Genomic DNA, 16289 nt, shown 5'->3' with positions numbered 1-16289 from the left:
CTCTCAGGTGACGATGATCGGCGCGCCGTGGGTGACGACGACCGTGTGTTCGAACTGCGCCCCAAAGCCCTTGGGGCAGATCAGCGACCAGCCGTCGTCCAGGTCTTCGGTGCGCGTGGCGTGGGTCGCGAGGAACGGCTCGACCGTGATGACCATTCCGTCGTGCAGACGGCGGGTGTCGCGGGGATCGAAGTAGCCGGGAATCGAACCGGGCGCTTCGTGCAGTGCACGGCCGATGCCATGGCTCTGCAGATTGCGGATGATGCGCAAACCGCGGCGTGCGGCGACAGTTTCGATGGTGCGGCCGATACTGCTGAGCAGTTCGCCCGCACGCAGCTGGGCGATGGCGGCGTCACGTGCTTCGCGCGTCGCATCCAGCAGGCGCTGCTGCGCGGCGCTCGCGGTGCCGACGACGAAGCTCGCGCCGGTGTCGGCGAAGAAGCCGTCGAGTTCGGCGGAGACGTCGATGTTGACCAGATCGCCATCCTGCAGCGGCGTCGCGTTGGGGATGCCGTGGGCGACGACGCGGTTGACGCTGATGCAGGTCGCGGCGGGGAAGCCGTAGGTCAGCACCGGCGCGGATTGCGCGCCGGCGTCGTGCAGCATGTCGGCGCCGATGGCGTCGAGTTCGCGCGGCGTCGTGCCGGCCAGCGCCTGTTCGCGCATCGTCGACAGGATGCGCGCGACAAGTGCGCCGGCGCGCTTGAGGCCTTCGAGTTCTTCGAGGGTCTGGATGGTCATGTGGCGCTCCCGGTGGTCTGTCTCACCCCGACCCCTCTACCACGGCGGGCACGTCGTCCCGGAGGGAGAGGGGTTCGACGCTCTTCGGCTGCCGGTCCGCGCAGGCATCCGCGCGGACCGGTTGCCGGATCGCTTACTTCAGCGCCTTGAACCGCAGACGCTTCGGACCCGCGTCGTCGCCCATGCGGCGGCGCTTGTCTTCTTCGTACTCGCGGTAGTTGCCCTGGAAGAACTCGACGTGGCTGTCGCCTTCGAACGCGATGATGTGCGTGGCGATGCGGTCGAGGAACCAGCGGTCATGCGAGATCACGAACGTGTTGCCGGGGAACTCCAGCAGCGCGTCTTCGAGCGAGCGCAGGGTTTCGATGTCGAGATCGTTCGACGGTTCGTCGAGCAGCAGCACGTTGCCGCCCTGCAGCAGGGTCTTGGCCATGTGCAGACGACCGCGCTCACCACCCGACAGCGAGCCCACCAGCTTCTGCTGGTCCTGGCCCTTGAAGTTGAAGCGGCCGATGTAGGCGCGCGACTGGATCTCGACGCCGTTGATGTTGAGGATGTCGAGGCCGCCGGCGATCTCCTGAAAGACGTTGTGGTTGCCCTCCAGCGCATCGCGGCTCTGGTCGACGTAGGACAGCTGCACGGTCGGGCCGACGACGATCTCGCCGGAATCCGGCTTCTCCTGCCCGGTGATCATCTTGAACAGCGTGGATTTACCCGCGCCGTTCGGGCCGATGATGCCGACGATGGCGCCCGGCGGAATGATCATCGACAGGTCGTCGATCAGCAGGCGGTCGCCGAACTTCTTGGTAACGCCCTTGAACTCCATCACCGCATTGCCCAGACGCTCGCCCGGCGGAATGAAGAGTTCGTTGGTCTCGTTGCGCTTCTGGTAGTCCACCGACTGCAGTTCTTCCAGTCGGGCCAGACGCGCCTTGCCCTTGGTGCGGCCGCCCTTGGCGTTCTGGCGCGACCATTCCAGTTCCTTCTGGATCGCCCTCTGGCGGGACTTTTCCTGGTTGTCTTCCTGCTTCAGGCGCTCGTCTTTCTGGGTCAGCCAGTCGGTGTAGTTGCCCTTCCACGGAATGCCGCGGCCGCGATCGAGTTCGAGGATCCACTCGGCGGCGTTGTCGAGGAAGTAACGGTCATGGGTGACCGCCACGACGGTGCCGGTGTAGCGCGCGAGGAACTGCTCCAGCCACTCCACCGACTCGGCGTCGAGATGGTTGGTCGGTTCGTCGAGCAGCAGCATGTCCGGCTTCTGCAGCAGCAGACGGCACAGCGCGACGCGGCGCTTCTCGCCACCCGACAGGTTGCCGACCTTGGCCTCCCACGGCGGCAGGCGCAGCGCATCGGCGGCCACGTCGAGCTGGTTTTCCAGCGTGTGCGCATCGCCGGCGGCGAGGATCGCCTCAAGGCGCTCCTGTTCCTTGGCCAGCGCATCGAAATCGGCGCCTTCCTCGGCGTAGGCGTCATAGACCTTGTCCAGCGTGGCCTGGGCCTGCAGCACTTCTCCCACGCCTTCTTCCACAGCTTCGCGCACCGTCATCTCGGGATCGAGCTGCGGTTCCTGCGCCAGATAGCCGACCTTGGTCCCGGCTTGCGCACGCGCCTCGCCTTCGAAATCGGTGTCGACGCCGGCCATGATCTTGAGCACCGTCGACTTGCCGGCGCCGTTGAGGCCCAGCAGGCCGATCTTCGCGCCCGGGAAGAACGACAGCGAGATGTCCTTGATGATCTGCCGCTTCGGCGGGACCACCTTGGACACGCGGTTCATGGTGTAGATGTATTGCGACATGGGGGCTCCGGTTGTGCCGGCCCGCGCCGGGGCCCGGTCGGGCGGCGTCGGGGGAGGAAGGGATGGCGCCGATTATAGCGGCTCGCGCCCGGCGGGGCCGCGCGCCGGGCGGGCCGGCGCTACAATGGCCGGCCTCGCCGTTCACTGTTCCGGAGCCCTCGATGTTCCAGCGCGACGCCCGTCTCGAAAGCTACGATCCCGAACTCGCCCAGGCCATCGCGAACGAGGTCCGCCGCCAGGAAGACCACGTCGAGCTGATCGCCTCGGAGAACTACTGCAGCGCGCTGGTGATGGAGGCGCAGGGCAGCCAGCTGACCAACAAGTACGCCGAAGGCTATCCGGGCAAGCGCTATTACGGTGGTTGCGAGTACGTCGATATCGCCGAGCAGCTCGCGATCGACCGTCTCAAGCAGCTGTTCGATGCCGACTACGCGAACGTGCAGCCGCATTCGGGCTCGCAGGCCAACCAGGCCGTCTACTTCGCGCTGCTGCAGCCGGGCGACACCATCCTCGGCATGTCGCTGGCGCACGGCGGTCATCTGACCCACGGCGCCAAGGTCAACGCATCGGGCAAGCTGTTCAATGCGATCCAGTACGGCGTCGACGATGCCGGCCTGATCGATTACGACGAAGTCGAGCGCCTCGCGGTCGAGCACAAGCCGAAGATGGTCGTCGCCGGGTTCTCCGCGTATTCGCAGATCGTCGACTGGGCGCGCTTCCGCGCGATCGCCGACAAGGTGGGCGCGTACCTGTTCGTCGACATGGCGCACGTCGCGGGCCTCGTCGCCGCGGGCGTGTACCCGACGCCGGTGCCGCACGCGCACGTCGTCACCTCGACCACGCACAAGACGCTGCGCGGTCCGCGCGGCGGCATCATCGTCGCGAGCCAGACCGGTGCCGGCGAGCAGTTCGACGAGATCGCCAAGAAGCTGCAGTCGATCGTGTTCCCCGGCATCCAGGGCGGCCCGCTGATGCACGTGATCGCCGGCAAGGCGGTCGCGTTCAAGGAAGCGCTGGAGCCCGCGTTCAAGACCTACCAGCAGCAGGTGGTCAAGAACGCGCAGGCGATGGCCAAGGTCATCATCGAGCGCGGTTACAAGATCGTCTCTGGCGGCACCGAGAACCATCTGATGCTGGTCGACATGATCGGCAAGGACGTCAGCGGCAAGGACGCGGAAGAAGCCCTCGGCCGCGCCCACATCACCGTCAACAAGAACTCGGTACCCAACGATCCGCGCAAGCCCTTCGTGACCTCGGGCCTGCGTCTGGGCACGCCGGCGGTGACCACGCGTGGTTACGTCGAGCAGGATTGCACCGATCTCGCCCACTGGATCTGCGACGTGCTCGATGCACCGAAGGACGAGGGCGTCATCGCCACCGTGCGCGACAAGGTCGCCGCGCAGTGCGCGCGGTATCCGGTGTACGGCTGATGTGGGCCGGATCGCTGCTCGCCCTGCTGGCAGCCACTTCGGCGCAGGAGTACAACGCCAAGGCCATCCATGATCGCCACGTCGATCCTGTGTACGCCGAAGCCGATCCCGAAGAGTTGCTGCTCTGCCCGCCCGGTACCACGCCGCGGATGACCGAAGCGCAGCTGCGGGATCGTCTCGAAACCTGGTACGGCGATCTTGTCGACCAGGACATATCCGCTGCCTCTGATCCCACCGTGCGCGAGGCGCCGCAGCAACTGCGTTATCCGCGAAGGGCGCTTCGCGCTTATGGTGCGGGGCAGGTGGTGCTGATGATCCTGATTGAGAAGGACGGCTCGGTACCCGAGGCGCTGGTGAGTTGCAGTTCCGATCCGCTCTATGAGGCCAGCGCTGTGGAGTTTGCGCTGGGGTATCGTTTCGCCCCAGCCATGTTGCACGGCCAGCCAGTCCGCTCACTGGTCCGCCAGCCGGTCGAGTTCGACGGCCCCGAACGCTGAATTCCCCTCAGAGCGCCCATGTACTGCCCCTTCTGCCAAGGCACCGACACGCGCGTGATCGATTCGCGCGTGTCCGAGGACGGCGCCACGATCCGTCGTCGTCGCGAATGCGAGGCCTGCGGCGAGCGGTTCAGCACGCTGGAATCCATCGAGCTCAAGCTGCCGGCGATCATCAAGGGCGATGGCCGCCGCGAGCCGTTCGACGCGCGCAAGCTGCGCCTGAGCATGGACCGCGCGCTGCACAAGCGCCCGGTGTCGGAAGAGCAGATCGAAACCACGGTGCGTGCGGTCGTGCACCAGCTGCGCATGACCGCCGAGCGCGAAGTCTCCTCGCGCCGGGTCGGCGAGTTCGTGATCGCCGAACTGCGCAAGCTCGACCATGTCGGCTTCGTGCGGTTCGCGTCGGTCTACCGGTCGTTCGAGGACGTGGCCGATTTCCGCGAGGAGCTCGACCGGCTCGAACGCGATCTCCCGGGCGAGGGCCAGTTGCCCTTGCTCGACGGCGGGGCCGCGCCGGTGAAGGGGCCACGCAAACGTTGACTGTCGCGGCAGAGCACCGCGTCCGGGGAGTTCCATGACCGATTTCACTGCCGACGACCACCGCCACATGACGCAGGCCCTGCGCCTGGCCGAGCGCGGCGCCTGGACCACGCGTCCCAACCCGATGGTCGGCTGCGTGATCGTCGCCGCGGGCGAGGTCGTCGGCGAAGGCTGGCACCAGCAGAAGGGCGGCCCGCACGCGGAAGTGTTCGCGCTCCAGGCGGCCGGCGCGCGTGCGCGCGGCGCGACCGCCTACGTGACCCTGGAACCCTGCGCGCACACCGGCAGCACCGGGCCGTGTGCCGATGCGCTGATCGCGGCCGGCGTCTCGCGCGTGGTCGCGGCGATGCGCGACCCGTTCCCGCAGGTCGACGGCGCCGGCTTCGAGCGGCTGCGTGCGGCCGGCATCGCGGTCGAATCCGGCCTGATGGAAGCGCAGGCGCGTGCGCTCAATCGCGGCTTCCTGTCCCGCGTCGAGCGTGGACGGCCGTGGCTGCGGGTCAAGCTCGCCTGCAGCCTCGACGGGCGCACGGCGATGGCCAACGGCGATTCGAAATGGATCAGCGGCGAGGCTTCGCGCGCGGACGTCATGCGCTGGCGTGCACGCGCCGGCGCGCTGCTGACCGGCAGCGGCACGGTCCTGGCCGACGACCCGCAGCTGACCGTGCGTCTCGATGCGGACGCGCCGTTCGCGGTGCCGCTGCGCGTGGTGCTGGACGCAGGCCTGGCGACGATCGCGCGCGGCAACGTGCGCGATGGCGCGGCGCCCACGCTGTACGTGCATGCCCCCGACACCAAGGTGCCGCACGGCTTCGATGCGCCGCGCGTGGCGATCGCCCGCGCGGCCGACGGCCAGCTCGACCTGCACGCGGTGCTGGCGGCGCTGGGCGAAGGCGGCATCAACGAGGTCCAGGTCGAAGCGGGCGCGACGCTATCGGGCGCGTTCCTGCGTGCGGGTCTGGTCGACGAACTGCTGCTCTATGTCGCGCCGGTGCTGCTGGGCGAACGCGGCCGGCCACTGTTCGACGGCCTCGGCATCGACACGATGGCGCAGCGCCTGCATCTGCGGACGGTCGAGACGCGCCAGGTGGGCGACGACCTGCGCCTGCTGCTGCAGCCGAAGCCGGCTGCCTGACGGGTGCGGGTGGCGCCCGGCGCTGAGCGGACGTCGTCGACATTCAGCTGTCCGCGCAATGAAGCGTCCCGCCACAGCGCCAGAGGCCCCAGGACGGGCGCTGCTAGAATGCGCGGGCCGGCCCTGCCGGCAACACACAATCGAATGTCTTCGGGGCGGGGTGGAAGTCCCCACCGGCGGTAGGCGCGGCGACGCGCGAGCCCGCGAGCGCTGCCGGCAACCGCCGGCGGGTCAGCAGATCCGGTCGAATTCCGGAGCCGACGGTCAGAGTCCGGATGCGAGAAGACGACCTCATGCGTGGCCTTCCGGCCGTGCACGCTGTCGCGTCCCGGACCGTTCCCTTTCGGCTTGACCGTGCGGGCGTGCCCTGTGCGGACGGAGGCAGCGACATGTTCACCGGACTGATCGAGGGCGTCGGACGCCTGGTTTCCACCGAGTCGCGTGGCGGCGACGCGCGGCTGCGCATCGCGGTCGGCACGCTGCCCTTCGACGGCGTGGCGATGGGCGAGAGCATCGCGGTCAATGGCGTCTGCCTGACCGTGGTGGCATTCGACGACGCGCATTTCGAGGCGGATGCGTCGACCGAAACCCTGTCGCTGACCACGCTCGGCGTGCTCGCGCCCGGCCGCGCAGTGAATCTGGAGCGCGCGATGCGCCCGACCGATCGCATCGGCGGCCACATGGTCAGCGGCCACGTCGACGGCGTCGGCAGCGTCGCGTCGGTGCACGACGATGCACGCGCGCAGCGCTGGCGCTTCGACGCGCCGGCCGCGCTGCTGAAGTACATCGCGCACAAGGGCTCGATTTGCGTCGACGGCGTCAGCCTGACGGTCAACGTCGTCGATGCGAGCGGCTTCGAGGTCGCGCTGGTGCCGCACACCGTCGCGCATACCGCGTTCGGCAGCACGCCCGTCGGCGAGGCGGTGAACCTGGAAGTGGATCTGGTCGCGCGCTATGTCGAGCGCCTGCTGAGCGCGGGCGTCGTCCCGGCGGGAGCGGCGGCATGAATTTCGCACCGGTACCCGAACTGCTGGAAGAGATCCGCCAGGGCCGCATGGTGGTCATCGTCGACGACGAGGACCGCGAAAATGAAGGTGACCTGATCATGGCCGCCGAGCTGGTCAAGCCGTCGGACATCAACTTCATGGTCACCCACGGCCGCGGCCTGGTGTGCCTGCCGGTGACGCCCAGCCGCGCCGCGCAGCTGGGTCTGGCGCCGATGGTCCGCGCGAACACCGCGCAGTTCCAGACCAACTTCACCGTCAGCATCGAAGCCGCCGAAGGCGTGACCACCGGCATCTCGGCGCACGACCGCGCGCACACGATCCGCACCGCGGTGAAGGCGAACGCGAAGCCCGAGGATCTGCACCAGCCCGGCCACATCTTCCCGCTGGTCGCCCAGCCCGGCGGCGTGCTGACCCGCGCCGGTCACACCGAGGCCGGCGTGGATCTGGCGATGCTCGCGGGCCTGGAGCCGGCCGGTGTGCTGGTCGAGATCCTCAATCCCGACGGCAGCATGGCGCGCCGCCCGGAGCTGGAGGTCTTCGCCCGCGAACACGGCCTGAAGATGGGCTCGATCGCCGATCTCATCGCCCACCGCCTCGCCACCGAGCACACCGTCGAGCGCATCGACGAGCGCGAGATCGACACCGAGTTCGGCGCCTTCCATCTGGTGACGTATCGCGACCGCATCGCTCACGAGCTGCATTTCGCGCTGGTGCGCGGCACGCCCGACGCCGACACGCCGACGCTGGTGCGCGTGCAGGTGGAGAACCCGCTCGCCGATCTGCTGCACTGGCGCCGCGACGATTTCGGCGTCGCCGGCAGCGATGCGCTGCGCGCGATTGCGGAAGCAGGGCAGGGCGTGATGGTGGTGCTGTCGGCGCCGCGCGACTCCGACGCCCTGCTGGCACGCCTGCGCAAGGAAACCGTGGTCCGGCCGCCCGGCAAGGACAAGGACGTAGGCCAGTGGCGCCGCAACGGCGCCGGCGCGCAGATCCTCGCCGATCTGGGCCTCGGCCGGCTGCGCGTGCTCGGCACGCCACGCAAGCAGGTGGGCCTCGCCGGCTACGGCCTCGAAGTCGTCGAATACGTACTGGCGTCGGCGGACCAGTAGAATGGCGCTGTAATCAACGAATGGAAGGCGGAATGGGCATTTTCTCCAGATGGTTCGGGAAGGAATCGGCGGCTGACGAAGCTGCGGCCAGTGCGCGCGCAACCACTCAGGAGAATGCGGTCGATCTTGCGACTCTGCGCGCCCATTGGGACGCCAACGGCTTCGCCGTTCTTCCTGGCTTCTACAGCGACGACGAGCTCGACCGCGCGGAGCTTCGCGTACGACGTGCCTGGGATGAGGGAGAGTCGCGGATCGTAGTTGATGACATGGTGACCGGGCGCCGTTCGCGTCTGGTGGATGTGGACGCCGATGCGCGACGCGACCACCGGTTCAAGACGAACGACCTCTACCTCGAGCACGAGGAGGTCAGGTATCTCGCGTTGAACGCCCGCATCACCCCGATCCTTCGCGAGCTGCTGGGGCATGTGCCGGTATTGTGCAACTCGCTGAGCTTCCAGCAGGGGAGTACGCAGGCCGACCACGTCGATGCGCTCTTCATGACGCCGCGCAGTCAGCATCATCTGATTGCGATCTGGGTTGCGCTCGAGGATTGCCATGCCGATGCCGGCCCCCTCCGCTATTACCCGGGTAGCCATCGCATCCCCCCGTATGCGTTCAGCAACGGCAGCAACCACGTGGTCGATGTCGAGATGCCTGCCTGGCAGGCCTACATGGACCGCGAAGTGGCTGAGCGAGGCCTCGAGCCCCTGACGTTTCCCGCGCGCAAGGGCGACGTGTTCATCTGGAGCGCGTACCTGCTCCACGGTGGCTCTCCGATCGTCGATGCCAGCAAAACCCGCAATAGCGCTGTGTTCCACTATTACTCCGAGTCGGACAGCATTGCGCACGGTTGCACGCTGGTGCCGTGCGAGGGCGGATTCTGGATGCATCGCGAGCATCAGCCCGTGCCCGGTCTGGGGCCCTCGCAGGCGCCGCCGCTGCCGGCGACTGCACGCGTGACCGCGGGTGCCGCGCAGTGAGCTACATCGAAGGCGACCTGCGCGCCCCGGCCGGTGCGCGTTACGCGATCGTCGCCAGCCGCTGGAACCCCAAGATCACCGACGCCCTGATCGCCGGTGCGCGCAAGGCGTTCGCCGATCACGGCGTCGCCGAGGACGCGGTCGACGTGATCCGCGTGCCCGGTGCCTGGGAGATCCCGGTGGTCTGCGCGCGGCTCGCTGCCGCCGGCGCACACGCCGCGCTGCTGGGCCTGGGCTGCGTGGTGCGCGGTGACACGCGTCATTACGAGCAGGTGGCCGACGGCTGCAGCGACGCGCTGATGCGCGTGGCGCTCGACAGCCGGGTGCCGGTTGCCAATGGCGTGCTCGCGGTCGAGGACTACGTCGACGCCGAGAAGCGCGCCGGCGGCAGCCACGGCAACAAGGGCGAAGAAGCGGCGCTGGTCGCCATCGAAATGAGCAACCTGTTGGACAAGATCGGATGAACCAGACCCGCAAACCCCATGGTGTCGACCCGGTGCTGCGCTCGCGCGCGCGCCGTCGCGCGCTGCAGGCCATCTACGCGATGCAGATGTCGGGCACCGAGCCGCGCGAGATCGTCGCCCAGTTCGCGCACGAGCAGGCCAAGGAGATCGCCGATCTCGCGTACTTCGAGGATCTGGTCCACGGCGTGGGCACGCGCTATCGCGAGCTCGATGCGGCACTGGCACCGTTCCTCGACCGCACGATCGAAGAGGTCGATCCGATCGAGCGCGCGATGCTGCGCATCGCAGCCTACGAACTGCAGCACCGCGTCGACGTGCCGTACCGCGTCGTCATCGACGAGGCCCTGAAGACGGTCAAGCGTTTCGGCTCCGAACACGGCCACACCTACGTCAACGGCGTACTCGACCGCGCCGCGGCGGAATGGCGCGCGCCGGAAGTCGGCGCGCTGCGCGGGCGTTGAGCCCCGCACGGCTGCAATGGCCGGCGAGTTCGACCTGATCGACCGCATCCGCGCGCGCATCGTCGCGCGCGATGACGTGGTGCTGGGCATCGGCGACGATGCCGCGCTGCTGCAGCCGCCCGCCGGCATGCAGCTCGTCGTGGCGATGGACACGCTCAATGCCGGCATCCATTTCCCGCATGACACCGCTCCGGCCGACATCGGCTGGAAAGCGCTGGCGGTGAACCTGTCCGACCTCGCCGCGATGGGCGCCACGCCGGCGTGGTGCACATTGTCTTTGTCTCTGCCCGAACCCGATGCGGCGTGGGTGGATGCGTTTCTGGATGGTTTCGACGCACTCGCGCGTCAGCACACTGTGGCGCTGGTCGGCGGCGACACCACGCGCGGGCCGCTGTCGGTCTGCGTGACCGTGTTCGGCTTTGTTTCCCCTGACCGCGCGCTGCGGCGCGACGGCTCGCGTGTCGGTGACGATGTCTGGATCAGCGGCACACCGGGCGACGCCGCAGCGGCGCTCGCGCAATGGTCGTCAGGGCGCGCGCGTGATCCGGCGTTGCGCGCCCGGCTCGACCGGCCGGAACCGCGGGTCGCGCTCGGTCTGCGTCTCTCCGGCTTCGCGAATGCCGCGATCGATATCTCCGACGGTCTGCTGGCCGATCTCGCCCACGTCTGCCGCGCCAGCGCCCTGTGCGCCGAGATCGACATCGATGCGTTGCCGGTGTCGGATGCGCTGCGCGCCGCTGCGTCCGAACCGGACACGCGTCGCACGCTGCAGGCGAGTGGTGGCGACGATTACGAGCTCTGCTTCACCGCGCCGGTCGGCGCTCGTGACGCGATCGTGGCCGCTGGGCTGGAGGCAGGTGTGCCGGTGACCCGGATCGGGTGGATCGTGGAAGGGCAGGGTGTCGTCGCGACTGCGAACGGCGCGCCCTGGATGCCGGTGCGCGCTGGTTGGGATCACTTCGACGTCTGAGGTCAGTGTGCGCCTGCGCTCCCTGCCGGGCGGGATTTCACGTCCTCTGGCAGCAGGCTGAGGACCTCGTCGATGATGCCCGGCAGTGCCGTTTCGCTGTAGCCACGATGGGTAAAGGCCACTCGCCCGTCGCGGTCCAGCATGAACATGTGCGGCAGTGTGCGTACGCCATAGAGATCGCTGACGGCGCCGCGTGCATCGTGGACCCAGGTCAGATCCATATCGCGATTCCGCCGGACCACCTCGACGAAGTCGCGTCGGGGCTCCTTGTAGTTGATCGCGACGACTTCCAGCGCCTCGCGCCCCACGACCCGCTGGAAGTGTCCGAGAACCGGTAACTCCTTGCGGCACGGCGGACACCACGAAGCCCAGAACGTCACGATCACGACCTTGCCGCGCAGCGCTGCAAGGTCCACCTCGTTGCCGGCCCGGTCCTTGCCGAGCAGGGGCGGCGGCAGGCTGCCGACTGCGGGCGGTGCAGTACCGTTCGCGAGTGCAGATGCCGTTGACACACACAACAGCAGGCACGCGAGTACGCGTGCGGCGATCGAAGTCTTCATCCCTGATTTCCAGTAGTAGTCCCCGGGCGGATCTTCGCATGCCCGGCGTACTGTTCAAATCAGTCATCCGCGCGGAACGCATCCTCGATCCAGCGCAGTGCCGGCGCATCGGTATCGCCGCTCGCTTCAACGACATCGAACCGGCAGGGCAGATCACGCAATCCACGTTCGCGCAGCAGGAACTGCTGCGCAGCCAGCACCAGTCGTCGGCGCTTGCCGGCATCGATCGAGGCCGCGCCGCCGCCGAAGGCCGCGGTGCGGCGATGGCGGACTTCGACGAACACGACGACACGCGAGGTGCCGCGTGTGTCGAGCATCACCAGATCGAGTTCGCCGCCGCGGAATCCGACATTCGCGGCGACGGGATACAGGCCGGCGGCCTGCAGGTGCGCAGCCGCGGCGCGCTCGACGGCAGCGCCATCGCGCCGCCGGTCGTTCAACCGCCGGCGTCCGCCTGCGGCACCACGTGGCCGTTGCGCCAGGTCGCCCAGGCGGGCTGGCGCATGACATTGCCGTCCGCAGCGATGCGCAGCATGCCGGTCGCGCCACCGATGGCGGCATCGGGCGTGCGGGCCAGGTGTTCGAGGTAGCCGCTCAGCAGCCAGGCGTCGAAGCCGAACGCGAACAGACGCGCGGCCCCGCCGCGTGCGGTGGGCAGATCGCGCGACACCGTCGTCAGCGGCGGCAGCGAACGCGCGCTGGCACCGGTCGACCAGCTTTCGGTCGGGAACGCGATGCCGTCGAGGATCTGGTCCTCTTCCGGCTTGCCCGTGCCCTGGACGAGCAGCGAGCTGCCGACGCGCGGACGCGTGGCGAGTCCGGCGACCGACAGTTGCGGCGCGATCACCCGCGCCTGGTTGCCCCGGATCGCGAGGTACACCGCGTCGACGCCGGTGCCGCTGGCGAGTGCGTTCTGCAGCGCGGCGGTCTGGTCGACCGGCTGGTCGCCGACGACCGCGAGCGTGCCCACCACGCTGCCGCCAGCCTGCAGCAGACGTGCGGTCAGTGCATCGACGCTGCGACGCGCGGCGTCCTCGCCGTTGCTCAGCACCAGCACGTTGCGTGCGTTGCGCTTGAGCAGGTACTGCGCGGCGGCGTCGCCTTCGTCTTCCGGTGCCAGCGAGAAGGCTGCGGCATTGTCCGGCGCGCCGGCCGAGCCGCGGTTGAGGGCGATCACGGGCACCTGCGCCGGGCTGCGGAACAGGGCATCGACCTCTTCCCGGCCCAGCGGACCGACCACCTGGTCGGCCCCTTCGGAGATCGCACGCGCGTAGGCGCTGGCGGTGCCCGCCGCGGTGCCGGTGGTGTCGTAGAACGCGAGTTCGGGTCGATCACGGCGCTCGCCGTAGTAGCCGGCCAGCAGGCCGTCGCGCACCGGCGCGGCCGCGGTCGCGAGGGATCCGCTCATCGGCAGCAGCACCGCGAGCTTGCGCGGCGGGCGGTAGCCGTCGCTCTGCGCGGCAGGACGTGTGTCGTCGAAGGTCCAGCGACCCGGCGCAGCCGGCGCTTCCGACGGCACATCGACAGTGCCGGTCCCCGTGGTCTGCACGGTCGCGCAGCTGGCGAGCATCGCCGCCATTGCAGCGCCGGCGAGCAGGCGCAGAGCGCGGGGCGGCGCACCGGCGGCGCGCGTCGTGCGCGTGCGGGCGTTCGAAGGCTGGGCCGTTGCTGCCATGTCGCGGTTCCGCTGCGGGATAATGGGCGCATTCTAGCGTTCCCGGTGTGCAGACGATGAGCGACCCCTCCCGCGCCTCCGGCGTCCTCCACGTCGTGGCGACGCCGATCGGCAATCTGGGCGATCTGTCGCCGCGCGCGCAGGCGGTGCTGCGCAGTGTCGACGCGATCTGCGCCGAGGACACCCGGCACACGCGCCAGCTGCTGGGCCACTTCGGTATCGAGCGCCCGCAGATCGCCCTGCACGAGCACAACGAGGACGGCGTGGCCGCGCGTCTGGTCGAGCGGCTGCAGTCCGGCGAATCGCTGGCGCTGGTCAGCGATGCCGGCACGCCGCTGGTCAGTGATCCCGGATTCCGGCTGGTGCGCGCCGCCCGCGAGGCGGGGCTTCGCGTCTCGCCGGTGCCGGGACCGAGCGCGCTGATCGCCGCGCTGAGTGTCGCGGGTCTGCCGAGCGACCGCTTCGTGTTCGAAGGCTTCCTGCCGGCCAAGGCCGGTGCCCGCCGCGAACGCCTGCAGACGCTCGCGTCCGAGCCGCGCACTGTGCTGTTCTACGAGTCCTCGCACCGCATCGAGGAGATGCTCGCAGATGCCGTGCAGGCGTTCGGTGGCGCGCGTCCGGCGGTGGTCGCGCGCGAACTCACCAAGCTGTTCGAGACCGTGCTCGACGGCCCGCTGGAAGTGCTGGCGGCGCGCGTCGCGGGCGAGGCCGACCAGCGCAAGGGCGAGTTCGTCGTGCTGATCGAAGGCGCGGGCGACGATGTCGACGCGCGACTGGCCGAGGGGCGCCGCGTCTACGCACTGCTGGCGCGCGAGATGAAGCCCTCGCTGGCGGCCAAGCTCGCCGCCGACATCACCGGCGCGCCGCGCAAGTCGCTGTACGGGCAGGGAACTCCGGACGCCTGATCGCGTCGAACGGTGTCCCACGGAAAGGAATCCACCGCATGCAGTCCCGATCCGCCCGCGGCCTGATGGCCGTCGTGTTGTGCGTCGTCATGGCCGGTTGCACGTATCCGCTCAAGGAGTCGCATCTGGTCCGGCCGATGCCCGCACCGCCGCCCGATCTCGCCGTGCTGGCCGCCACGCATGCCGGCTACACCGCCACCGAATCGCGGATCGACACGCCGGACGACGTGTCGATCTACCGCATCGACCTGAAGCGCGACGACGCCCGCGCGACGGTGCTGTACTTCGGCGGCAACGGGTTCCGCACCGGCCTGCACGCCCGCCGCGTCTTCGACGCCTACGCCGGGCAGCCGGTGGACCTGGTGCTGGTCGACCATCGCGGTTATGGCGCCAGCACCGGCACGCCGACCATCGAGGGCCTGCGCGCGGACGCGCTGCAGATCTACGACCAGGTGCGCACCGAAACGGTCGGCCGGCCGCTCATCGTGCACGGCCAGTCGCTGGGCAGCTTCTTCGCCGGGCACGTGGCCGACACGCGGCAGCTCGATGGCCTGGTGCTGGAAAGCTCGATGACCACCGCAGAGGACTGGACCCGGGCGATGCGTGCGCGGGCCGGCTTCTGGACCCGGGTCGCGGTGCGCCGCTTCGACATCGCGCCGGCCCTGCAGAAGGCGGGCAATCTCGAGGTCGCGCGTCGGCTGGACGAGCCGGTGCTCTACGTCGTCGGCGAACTCGACGTCACCACCGCGCCGGAGTTCTCGCAGGCCCTGTTCGACGCGACGCCGCTGCCGGCCACCGACAGGCAACTGGTCGTCGTGCCCGGTCGCGGCCACAACGACGCCACGCTGTCGCCGGAATTCGGCGTCGCCTTCACCACGTTGCTGGAACGGGCATCCGCCGACTGAGCGCATGGCGCCGGTGTGCGGCGTCACCGGCGTGCGACAATGCGCGCGGCGGAGTCGGCCAGACAGTCGCGTCATCCCGGGTGCTCGCATCCGGCGATGCCGAGGAAAGTCCGGGCTCCACAGGGCAAGGTGCCAGGTAACGCCTGGGCGGCGCGAGCCGACGGAAAGTGCAACAGAAAGATACCGCCGAACGATTCTTCGGGATGCGTGGCAAGGGTGAAATGGTGCGGTAAGAGCGCACCGCGAGCCTGGTAACAGGCCGGCACGGCAAACCCCACCTGGAGCAAGACCAAATAGGGACCTCATGACGTTGCCCGCGTCGGGTCCGGGTAGGTTGCTCGAGCGTACCGGTGACGGTGCGCCTAGAGGAATGACTGTCCACGACAGAACCCGGCTTATCGGCCGGCTCCGCCACCTTTCCGATGTCGTTCCTCATGAATGGGGACACCGTCCTGTACGTGTTGGCGGGCGGTTCATGGCGGCGCGCTTCGGCCAGACGGACGCCTCCGGCGAGCTCCAGAACGCCCATGTGCTGGGCTACTTCATGGGCGCGACGGAGGCCGGTGTCCAGAACGCCACTGCAGACCGGGTGGCGCAGGCGGAATCCATCCGGGAGATCTTCTCGGGCGGCGTGAGCCTGGTCGCGATTGCCGGCGGCGGCCCGGCAGGCTCCGCCGGGCGGACCGGCGCGACCTTCCTGACCGACGCCATCATCGACAGTGTCGTGGCGGGGTATCAGGAGGATGGGGGCAACCTCAGCGACGTGATGCTCGAACTGGGCTATCCGCGCGACGCCGATGGCGTGCCCTACGAGGGGGCTGCGGCCGAACCCGTGTACGACGCCGCCAGGAGTCGCGTCATCGAACGACAGGCTTCCGGTTGACCGAACGGGTCGACATCCGCGATGACCAACGGCCGCTTCGCGGCCGTTGTCGTGACTGGGGTCCGCAGGCGCGGATGGTCCCGCACCCCGGCGACAGGCTCTGGCTGTGTCCGTTGGACGGGCACGTGGTCTGCGCAGGACCGCCGGCGGGCGTCCCGCGGCCGGGCCCGGGGTTCTCTTTCAGGTGCGTCCGCCACGGCGATGAGACGGGGCAGCTGCGCATGACCGCCGC

Annotated in this window: 18 protein-coding genes, 1 other RNA gene and 1 riboswitch; of the genes, 14 read left to right on the top strand and 5 right to left on the bottom strand. The window is 69.0% G+C overall.

Features of this window, described 5'->3' with window-relative positions:
* Positions 1-3: 3 nt before the first annotated feature.
* A complete protein-coding gene (gene map, locus AC3A4E_RS15290; RefSeq protein WP_487632340.1) occupies positions 4-741 on the bottom strand; it encodes a type I methionyl aminopeptidase in 738 nt (245 codons plus the stop codon).
* A 133-nt stretch (positions 742-874) separates the two neighbouring features.
* Positions 875-2536, bottom strand: coding sequence for an energy-dependent translational throttle protein EttA (gene ettA, locus AC3A4E_RS15285; RefSeq protein ID WP_487632339.1), 1662 nt, complete (start codon positions 2534-2536; stop codon positions 875-877).
* Positions 2537-2697: 161 nt separating this feature from the next.
* On the opposite strand from ettA, the gene glyA reads away from it, so the two are divergent.
* From glyA to thiL, 10 genes are all read left to right on the top strand, one after another.
* Complete coding sequence (gene glyA / locus AC3A4E_RS15280; protein WP_487632338.1) at positions 2698-3966, top strand: serine hydroxymethyltransferase; 1269 nt, start codon at positions 2698-2700, stop codon at positions 3964-3966.
* The gene (locus tag AC3A4E_RS15275; RefSeq protein WP_487632337.1) at positions 3939-4463 is read left to right on the top strand and encodes an energy transducer TonB; all 525 of its coding nucleotides are present in this window, start codon (positions 3939-3941) and stop codon (positions 4461-4463) included. The genes glyA and AC3A4E_RS15275 overlap by 28 nt, the downstream gene beginning before the upstream one ends.
* A gap of 18 nt (positions 4464-4481) precedes the next feature.
* Positions 4482-5003, top strand: coding sequence for a transcriptional regulator NrdR (gene nrdR / locus AC3A4E_RS15270; RefSeq protein WP_487632336.1), 522 nt, complete (start codon positions 4482-4484; stop codon positions 5001-5003).
* Positions 5004-5037: 34 nt separating this feature from the next.
* Entirely contained in the window at positions 5038-6138 is a 1101-nt protein-coding gene (ribD, locus tag AC3A4E_RS15265) for a bifunctional diaminohydroxyphosphoribosylaminopyrimidine deaminase/5-amino-6-(5-phosphoribosylamino)uracil reductase RibD (RefSeq protein WP_487632335.1), read from the top strand.
* 142 nt (positions 6139-6280) lie between these two features.
* Positions 6281-6429: riboswitch (FMN riboswitch) on the top strand.
* Positions 6430-6527: 98 nt separating this feature from the next.
* Complete coding sequence (locus AC3A4E_RS15260) at positions 6528-7145, top strand: riboflavin synthase (protein WP_487632334.1); 618 nt, start codon at positions 6528-6530, stop codon at positions 7143-7145.
* On the top strand, positions 7142-8254 hold the full coding sequence (ribB, locus tag AC3A4E_RS15255; protein ID WP_487632333.1) for a 3,4-dihydroxy-2-butanone-4-phosphate synthase: 1113 nt from the start codon (positions 7142-7144) through the stop codon (positions 8252-8254). The genes AC3A4E_RS15260 and ribB overlap by 4 nt, the downstream gene beginning before the upstream one ends.
* A 32-nt stretch (positions 8255-8286) precedes the next feature.
* Positions 8287-9234: a phytanoyl-CoA dioxygenase family protein gene (locus tag AC3A4E_RS15250; protein ID WP_487632332.1), complete on the top strand. Its 948-nt coding sequence runs from the start codon at positions 8287-8289 to the stop codon at positions 9232-9234.
* Positions 9231-9698: a 6,7-dimethyl-8-ribityllumazine synthase gene (gene ribH / locus AC3A4E_RS15245; protein WP_232134287.1), complete on the top strand. Its 468-nt coding sequence runs from the start codon at positions 9231-9233 to the stop codon at positions 9696-9698. Before AC3A4E_RS15250 ends, ribH begins: the two co-directional genes overlap by 4 nt.
* Entirely contained in the window at positions 9695-10159 is a 465-nt protein-coding gene (nusB, locus tag AC3A4E_RS15240; protein WP_487632331.1) for a transcription antitermination factor NusB, read from the top strand. The genes ribH and nusB overlap by 4 nt, the downstream gene beginning before the upstream one ends.
* A gap of 16 nt (positions 10160-10175) precedes the next feature.
* Positions 10176-11129, top strand: a complete 954-nt coding sequence (gene thiL / locus AC3A4E_RS15235) for a thiamine-phosphate kinase (RefSeq protein WP_487632330.1) — start codon at positions 10176-10178, stop codon at positions 11127-11129.
* A gap of 2 nt (positions 11130-11131) precedes the next feature.
* On the opposite strand, the gene AC3A4E_RS15230 is transcribed toward thiL, so the two are convergent.
* The 3 genes from AC3A4E_RS15230 to AC3A4E_RS15220 are packed head-to-tail and all read right to left on the bottom strand — an operon-like array spanning position 11132 to position 13364.
* Positions 11132-11689: a TlpA disulfide reductase family protein gene (locus tag AC3A4E_RS15230; RefSeq protein ID WP_487632329.1), complete on the bottom strand. Its 558-nt coding sequence runs from the start codon at positions 11687-11689 to the stop codon at positions 11132-11134.
* Positions 11690-11748: 59 nt separating this feature from the next.
* On the bottom strand, positions 11749-12129 hold the full coding sequence (locus AC3A4E_RS15225) for a YraN family protein (RefSeq protein WP_487632328.1): 381 nt from the start codon (positions 12127-12129) through the stop codon (positions 11749-11751).
* Positions 12126-13364, bottom strand: coding sequence for a penicillin-binding protein activator (locus AC3A4E_RS15220; RefSeq protein ID WP_487632327.1), 1239 nt, complete (start codon positions 13362-13364; stop codon positions 12126-12128). Before AC3A4E_RS15220 ends, AC3A4E_RS15225 begins: the two co-directional genes overlap by 4 nt.
* A 56-nt stretch (positions 13365-13420) precedes the next feature.
* Here AC3A4E_RS15220 and rsmI point away from each other — a divergent pair, with 56 nt between their 5' ends.
* The 4 genes from rsmI (at position 13421) to AC3A4E_RS15200 (ending at position 16057) form a co-directional block, all read left to right on the top strand.
* Positions 13421-14269, top strand: a complete 849-nt coding sequence (gene rsmI, locus AC3A4E_RS15215) for a 16S rRNA (cytidine(1402)-2'-O)-methyltransferase (RefSeq protein WP_487632326.1) — start codon at positions 13421-13423, stop codon at positions 14267-14269.
* Between the two features lie 38 nt (positions 14270-14307).
* Positions 14308-15174, top strand: a complete 867-nt coding sequence (locus AC3A4E_RS15210) for an alpha/beta hydrolase (protein ID WP_487632325.1) — start codon at positions 14308-14310, stop codon at positions 15172-15174.
* A gap of 50 nt (positions 15175-15224) precedes the next feature.
* An RNA gene (rnpB, locus tag AC3A4E_RS15205) (RNase P RNA component class A) lies at positions 15225-15588 on the top strand.
* A 61-nt stretch (positions 15589-15649) separates the two neighbouring features.
* Positions 15650-16057, top strand: a complete 408-nt coding sequence (locus AC3A4E_RS15200) for a hypothetical protein (RefSeq protein ID WP_487632324.1) — start codon at positions 15650-15652, stop codon at positions 16055-16057.
* The last annotated feature ends 232 nt before the right edge of the window (positions 16058-16289 follow it).

The sequence above is a fragment of the Luteimonas sp. Soil_N_1 genome, assembly GCF_057656255.1.
Note: the sequence above shows the minus strand (reverse complement) of the source record. Positions and strands in the feature narration are given on the sequence as shown.